6 protein-coding genes are annotated in these 7,000 nt (G+C 46.6%); all 6 read left to right on the top strand.

Features of this window, described 5'->3' with window-relative positions:
• Window positions 1–678 (top strand): sulfite exporter TauE/SafE family protein (locus U9Q77_13635; protein ID MEA3288398.1); only part of this gene is annotated, 678 nt, incomplete at its 5' end.
• Between the two features lie 210 nt (window positions 679–888).
• Window positions 889–2,256 carry an L-seryl-tRNA(Sec) selenium transferase gene (gene selA, locus U9Q77_13630; GenBank protein ID MEA3288397.1) on the top strand — a complete coding sequence of 456 codons (1,368 nt, stop codon included), beginning with the start codon at window positions 889–891 and terminating at the stop codon, window positions 2,254–2,256.
• Between the two features lie 100 nt (window positions 2,257–2,356).
• Window positions 2,357–3,622: an Nramp family divalent metal transporter gene (locus tag U9Q77_13625; protein MEA3288396.1), complete on the top strand. Its 1,266-nt coding sequence runs from the start codon at window positions 2,357–2,359 to the stop codon at window positions 3,620–3,622.
• A gap of 65 nt (window positions 3,623–3,687) precedes the next feature.
• A complete protein-coding gene (locus U9Q77_13620; GenBank protein ID MEA3288395.1) occupies window positions 3,688–3,987 on the top strand; it encodes a transposase in 300 nt (99 codons plus the stop codon).
• A gap of 100 nt (window positions 3,988–4,087) precedes the next feature.
• On the top strand, window positions 4,088–5,944 hold the full coding sequence (selB, locus tag U9Q77_13615; GenBank protein ID MEA3288394.1) for a selenocysteine-specific translation elongation factor: 1,857 nt from the start codon (window positions 4,088–4,090) through the stop codon (window positions 5,942–5,944).
• A 418-nt stretch (window positions 5,945–6,362) separates the two neighbouring features.
• On the top strand, window positions 6,363–7,000 hold a 638-nt coding region (locus U9Q77_13610; GenBank protein ID MEA3288393.1), incomplete at its 3' end, for a hypothetical protein.

Here is a 7,000-nt window from a genome sequence, read left to right as displayed (position 1 = left end):
GGATCCTTTTTAACTTTGCCCCTCCTCATTTTTCTGGGACTGCCACCCAATATGGCCAATGGGACCAATCGCATGGCCATTCTGATGCAGAACACATTTGCAGTTGGACGCTTTGTCAAGAAGAAGGTTAATCCCGGTTATTTCTCGCTTAAAGCAGCACTGTATACTGTACCCGGTGGTATCATCGGTGCCTGGCTGGCTACTCAAGTCAGCAATGACCAGTTTCAGGTCAGTCTGGCTCTGGTCATGATCATTATGTCACTGTTCACCCTGTTCTCAACCAACAAAGAAGGGAAGGATCCCATTGAGCCGGAATCCTATGTTGGAAGTTGGCTGGGACCTGGATTTGCCTATTTTTTGGTAGGTATCTATGGTGGCTATATCCAAGCAGGGGTGGGCTTTCTCGTGTTGACAGTACTACTCTGGCAAAACATCAACTTGGTGCATGGGAATGCAGTTAAACTAACCATTATTATTTTCTTCACGACTATCGCATTGCTCATCTTTGCCTGGAACGGACAGGTCAACTGGGGTATGGGCATCATGCTCGGGGTAGGGAATATGCTGGGCGCCTGGCTGGGTACCCATGTAGCTATCACAAAAGGTCATAATTTTATAAAGCAGGTGGTTACTGTTGCAGTCATCGGGTTTGCGATTAAACTATTGCTGGATTTGTAAAAATAAATGCAACCACAGATTACACGGATTACACGGATTATTACTATAGAATGACCTTTGACTTCGCAGGGGATACACAGGTCGTTGTACTCGCCCATAATGATCATCTGTGAACATTTTCCCACCTGGCGAAGCTCGGCTTGTGCGGCGTAGTGAAACGTAGACGGAAGCGCGTAGCGGGGTGACAAAAAGAAATTATTTTGGACAATTATGAATGTAAATAAAGACGCCTTTGATCTATCCTCTTTACCCAGTATTGAGGCACTCCTGCAACATGTCGCAGATCTTGATCTACCCCATAATTTAAAGAAGAATGAAGCCCGTGAATTACTGGCTGAAATCCGTCAAAAGGCAGCTCGGGGCAAATCTGGTCAGATAGAGAATCTGGAGAAACAACTTAATCAGCGCCTACTCAAGATTAAAAATTCACTACGGAAAGTGATCAATGGGACCGGTGTAGTGATCCATACCAATCTGGGGCGTTCTCCCTTGAGCACGGAGATGTTTGAGGCGCTGGAACTTCTGCGGGACAGCTATGTGAATCTAGAACTGGATCTGGATGATGGCCGCCGCGGAAATCGACATGACCATCTGCGTCCCTGGATCCGGGCTCTAACCCTGGCCGAAAATGGTCTGTTGGTTAACAACAATGCCGCTGCTGTGTTACTCGCCCTGAATTCACTGGCCGATAAAAAGGAAGTGATCATCAGCCGGGGGCAATTGGTAGAGATCGGTGGTTCTTTTCGCATCCCTGAGATTCTACGCAAAGCCGGTTCCAAACTGGTGGAAGTCGGGACAACAAATCGAACCCACCTCAAGGACTATGCTTCAGCCATTACCCCTCGAACCCGATTATTGCTCTGGGTACATTCCTCAAATTATAAAATTACCGGTTTTACCAAGGAAGTAGCGCTTCAGGAATTGGTGGATCTGGGCAATAAACATGCTATACCCGTCATGGCCGACCTGGGAAGTGGTGCATTGGTGCCCATCGATGGTTTTGGTCTGGAACGTGAACCCCTGGTCTCTGAAGTCATTAAAACCGGGGTGGATGTGGTCACTTTCTCAGTTGATAAATTATTGGGTGGACCTCAGGGAGGTATTCTTGCCGGTAAACAGAGTCTGATCAACAAGATTGAGAAGAACAATCTCCTGCGGGCTTTACGACCTGATAAAACGCAGATACTGCTGACTTTGCAGGGTTTAAAAGCGTTTTCAAAAGGCATGAATATCCCAGAGAATGTTCCCATATACCGGGACCTGACAACTCCAGTTGCAGTCCTGAAAAATCGCGCACACCTGATCATTAAAGCTGTGGGTCACCCCGATCTATCCCTGACGGAGATAAAGACGACAGCACAGGTAGGCTCTGGGGCTTCTCCCTCCGAGACGATGCCCTCAGTCGGGATCACCATTCATCACAAAAAAATGAAAGCTACCAGGTTGGCTGCTTGTCTCAGGACAAATGATCCTGCACTTATGGGTCGTATCAGTGATGATCTTTTTATAATCGATCTGAAGGCAGTCCGGGAAACCGAGGATATTGCAATCATTCAGGCATTGAATGCACTCGAGTAGTGTACCTGAGCTGACCCAAGATAACCGTATTAATCAATGCTCGAGATGACGAGGATCCTGGTTTTCAGTTTCTAATTTCTACTCCAAGGAGGCAACCAATATGAACATTTCTTCCGTTTGGAAATCGCGTCTAAAAGCCCTGGGGCCTGGTTTGCTCTGGGCTGGTGCGGCTATTGGTGTCTCACATCTGGTCCAAAGCACTCGAGCTGGAGCCAGCTATGGCTTTACCCTGGTCTGGGTGGTTCTGGTTGCTAATCTGTTCAAATACACAGCCTTTGAATTTGGACCCCGCTATGCGGCTGCCATGGGCGAAAGTTTGCTGGATGGGTATCAACGGGTGGGCAGATGGGCTTTGGTTATCTTTTTAGTGTTGACTTTCGGAACCATGTGGACCCTGCAGGCTGCAGTAACCATTGTAACTGCCGGCTTGGCCAGCAAGATATTTGGATTGGCGCTGAGTCCAGTTTCCTGGAGCGCCATCATTCTAGCTGTTTGTGCTGCTATCCTAACGGCGGGGAAGTACCGCTTCTTGGATAAGTTGATCAAAGTGATTATTATTGTTCTGACGATCTCAACCATTTTTGCCGTTGGTGCAGCTATTGGTCATGGCCCAGCTGCCAAAGCTGATTTTATTTCTCCGGCTCTTTGGAGTGTTGCCGGAGTTTCATTTCTGGTTGCTTTAATGGGGTGGATGCCCTCGGCCATTGATATCTCGGTTTGGCATTCATTGTGGACCATTGAACGCAGAAAAGAAACGGGCAGTGCCCCTTCACTGAAGGATGCATTGTTCGATTTTCGGCTGGGCTATTTTGGGACAGCCATTCTTGCTTTGGGGTTCCTGACCCTGGGCGCTCTCATCATGTATGGCACGGGTGAAACCTTTTCAGGGGCGGGTGGTGTTTTTGCCGGTCAATTTATCAATCTATATACATCCACCCTGGGTGAATGGAGTTATCTCCTGGTTGCTGTAGCTGCTTTCACCACCATGTTCAGTACAACCCTGACTGTGGCAGATGCCTTCCCCCGGGTATTGACCCGATCGACCGAACTTATTTTTCCAGAAAAATATGCGGGACAGAACAATAGCCATTTGTACTGGATCTGGATGGCTGTGGTTTTGGGTGGTGGTCTGGCTATTATTGGATTGTTCATTCAAGGGATGACCTTTCTGGTAGATCTGGCGACAACGATCTCCTTTCTCACGGCACCTGTATTGGCGTATATCAATTATCGTGCTGTTACTGGAAACTGGATGCCGGAAGGGACTAAACCAGGACCAAAATTGATGATCTTGAATTGGATCAGTTTGCTCTTTCTAACTGGATTTGCTGTGTTCTTCATCGTCTGGCGGTTTTTGTTGAATTAGAGATATGTTTTCCAAAAAATCCCGAAGGGATAAAATGTGAATAGCTACGGGTGTAACCCGTAGTTATGAAAAAAAATGAGACTAAACTCCAGAGGAGTTTAACAATGTCAACCCATATACAAATATTATATCAGATCATTTTTTTTGCAAAAGATAGAACAAGATGTTTAGCGAAGATTACCTCCGAACAATTATTTAAATATATATGGGGAATCTTAAAAAAAAATAATGGTAATTTATATCGAATAAACGGTGTCGAAGACCATATTCAAATTATCTCTCACCTTCACCCAAGCGTGGTTTTGTCAAATCTTGTGAAAAAATATTTGGGGGAATTTCGTTCAACCCCGCTGGGGTTGGAGTAGGTGTGGATTTATTACCACGGATTGCATCCGTGGCTATTCGTATTATTCCCTTCCAGGGAATTGAGCTAATGTTAATAATCATGATAAATAGTAAGAAGTTATGCAAAAAGTAATCGGATTAGCAGGTCACATCGACCATGGAAAAACAGCCCTGGTCAAAGCTCTGACCGGCGTAGATACAGATCGTCTGGAAGAAGAAAAACGACGTGGGGTTACCATTGACATCGGGATCGCCTTTTACAGTGACGATGTAACATTTATTGATGTCCCAGGACATGAAAAATTCATCAAGAACATGGTCACTGGTGTCAGCACTGTGGATGCTGCCCTGCTGGTGATCGCTGCTGATGACGGCGTCATGCCGCAGACTCGCGAACATCTGGATATTCTCCACCTGCTTGGCGTAAGGCGGCTGCTGGTTGCTCTCAATAAATCTGATCTGGTCGAAGCAGAATGGCTGGAACTGGTGACCGAAGAGATCGGAACATTTTTAACAGAACGGGGCTATCCCGGAACTACCATTATGCCAGTATCAGCGGTCACTGGTGAGGGTATCGAGGATCTGCGAAGCAGCCTGGATGCATGTATCAGCAGCATCAAAGATCAGGACCGTCAGGGTGTTTTTCGTCTCCCAATTGACCGGGTATTTTCAGTCAAGGGCTTTGGCACTGTTGTCACCGGAACCGTTTTATCCCATGAGCTGCGTAAAGGTCAGAGTGTGGAATTATTTCCGCAGGAATCAGTTTTTACTGTGCGTGGACTTCAATCACATCACCAGGATGTCGATAAGATCAAATTCGGAGATCGGGGGGCCATCAATCTGGGGGGAGCCAGCGTTGAGGAGCTGGGTAGAGGTGCTTTTCTGGGCAGTCCTGGAATGTTTCAGACCGGCGCATCCTGGGTGGGGTTGTTTTCCGTTCTACCGCATTGGCAACGAGCTGTCAAAGAAGCCGATCGCGTTCATATCCATGTGGGAACCGGCAAGCGGGAAGCCCGGATCCATTTGCTGGAGGCAAATCAGTGTGAACCAGGTACCAGTATGCTGGCTCAATTCTTTTTCGAAGAACCCATCTCGGCTGGGTTTAAAGAAAAGGTGGTTATTCGATTTCTTTCTCCAGAATTTACCCTGGGAGGTGCTGAACTCTACTGGGCAGTACCTCAGCGTCTCAAAAAACAGGATAAACGTCTGTCCCAGCTTCGAGTCCTAAATTCAGAAAGCAATCTTGAGTTGATCTCGTCTGCATTGGACTTTTTCCAAAGATCCCTGACCCGCCGGGAGCTGGCCAGATTGTTCAGCATGGGTGAATCTAAATTGCATACTTTGCTCCAGAGATCGGAGTCCTTCAAGTCCCATCTGGAGCGCTATATCAAAGCAGAGACCTTTGAGACAGTTCTGACCCAGATCAGCGTTGCCCTGGAAGCCTACCATCAGGAACACCCTCTTGGCAAGGGCTTGCCCCGTGAGCAACTGACCACCATTACTCCTGCTCTCCGTGAGTTTGTCATGGCAGCCGCTTTGGCCGCTGGAACTCTTAAGAATCAGGGTGATCTCTGGCAGTTGTCAGGTCATCAAGGTACCCTGGATGAGGCTGATGAAGTAGTTAAGCAGGGCATTGTCAAAGTCTTTGAGGAGGCCAACTATTCTCCTCCGGCCCTGACCGAATTCAAAAGTGATCTGGATGCTCAAGGGCAGTCCATTCTGCAGTGGATGATCCAGCATGGTGATTTGATCCGTATTGACAAGGATATTTATCTTTTAAAAAACCAGGTGGAGCATTTCACCACAGAATTACGCAAGTGGTTTCGCTCCCAACCCGAACTTACCGTTGCCCAATCCCGGGAAATTATCCCCTCTACCCGAAAATTTCTATTACCCATGCTTAATTATGCCGAGCGCAAAGGCTTGATCATGCGCGATGGAGATGTGAGACGTTGGGTGGGGGAGGAGATAGGTTGAATTGTGATTGAATTACCCTAACATTGGATATTCGTTACTTAATATTCTGCATTATTAGACCAGTAGCAGAGAAAGTATGATTCTGACACGGGGATTTTCAGTCCCATTGTCGGGTTTTGTAAGTGGCTGTGTGTCAGTGTGTTACAGGAGTGTGGGGTTTAGCGTGTGCAGTATATGTGTAAGTGTCTATCAAACATTGAAAAACACAAGCAAGTTGACCGGTGGAGTATGTGTGTCACGACTTGTATCCAGATAACAAATGAGAATGTGGAATAGGAATACTTAATATTCTATCCCGTCCACATAAATCAGCTGGGCTATCTCAGCGCCTAGTATAATTGCAACTTGTTTCACGCGCTTATAACAAGTACTTTATTGCATTCTAAAAATGTTGGCATACGTCAATGCAGGAGGGGAGATGAGAAGGTTTAGCCTACTATTTATTCTGATCATTTCACAAGTGTGGGGAACGGACTACCTGAATGTTGAGTTCAGCTCGGGCTATGAACACGCAGAGCTGGATGATATCTCCAAGATCACATTCACTTCAAATGGCTCCCAGATCAATTTTGTCTTGACCAGTGGTTCCACAAATACAAGGAATGTGGACGATGTGGTCAAGATGCTCTTCGAATCTTCATCCCGGGGTGATGCCTCACTGCCGGTTGAGTTGGTGAGCTTTACTGCATCGAGAGACAAACAGGATATTATCCTTAAGTGGGAGACTGCTTCGGAAGTTGAGAACTATGGCTTTGAGGTAGAACGTATCCATGCCGGTACCAAAGACTGGACCAGGATTGGCTTTGTGGAAGGTAACGGTAGTGTCACTACCACTTCTAAATATTCATATACAGATAGAGCTGTTGGCCAGGACAGAGAATTGAAGTACCGACTCAAGCAGTTGGACTATAGTGGGAGTTATGAGTACAGTCCTGAAGTATCCGTTACGGGTGATGATCCTCAATTACCGTTCGAGTACAGGCTTTACAATAATTATCCCAATCCATTTAACCCTGCGACCACTATTCGTTATGAGCTCATGAAGGATGATTTGAC

It is taken from the genome of Candidatus Neomarinimicrobiota bacterium (assembly GCA_034716895.1).
In the GTDB taxonomy this organism is placed as follows: domain Bacteria; phylum Fidelibacterota; class UBA8477; order UBA8477; family JABMPR01; genus JABMPR01.
This window is presented reverse-complemented; position numbering and strand designations above follow the sequence as displayed.